This is a genomic window from Paraburkholderia sp. SIMBA_053 (assembly GCF_046534895.1).
Taxonomy (GTDB): Bacteria; Pseudomonadota; Gammaproteobacteria; order Burkholderiales; family Burkholderiaceae; genus Paraburkholderia; species Paraburkholderia caledonica.
In genome coordinates this window covers 1-270 of record NZ_JAWRXU010000718.1, presented here as the reverse complement: position 1 = coordinate 270, position 270 = coordinate 1, and the positions used below count along the sequence as shown (strand labels likewise).

1 protein-coding gene is annotated in these 270 nt (G+C 56.7%); it reads left to right on the top strand.

The features are described from left to right. The coding region (locus SB753_RS37460) for a hypothetical protein (RefSeq protein ID WP_410805207.1) at positions 1 to 188 on the top strand (188 nt) is incomplete at its 5' end. Positions 189 to 270: the final 82 nt, after the last annotated feature.

The window sequence follows — 270 nt, the reverse complement described above, 5'->3', positions numbered from 1 at the left end:
GAAAGATGCTGGTTCAACCATTCTGTGAGCAGCGTGTCGCGATGACGCGTCAGCACCTCGACGAGGGCCGCGCTTTTAGAAGCGGTCATAAGGTCTCCGGGGGAGTGCAGGTAAATTTTGCCCAATTGTTTGTGTGCAAACTGTTCGCACGCGTTCGATGCGCGCAAACATTACCGGAAGGCGTGTGATGACGGCAGATAGCAGCGCCTTGCGGGATGATCGCCCAATACTACAGGCGCGCTGCGTGATTGCGGGTGAAATGAGGGCCGA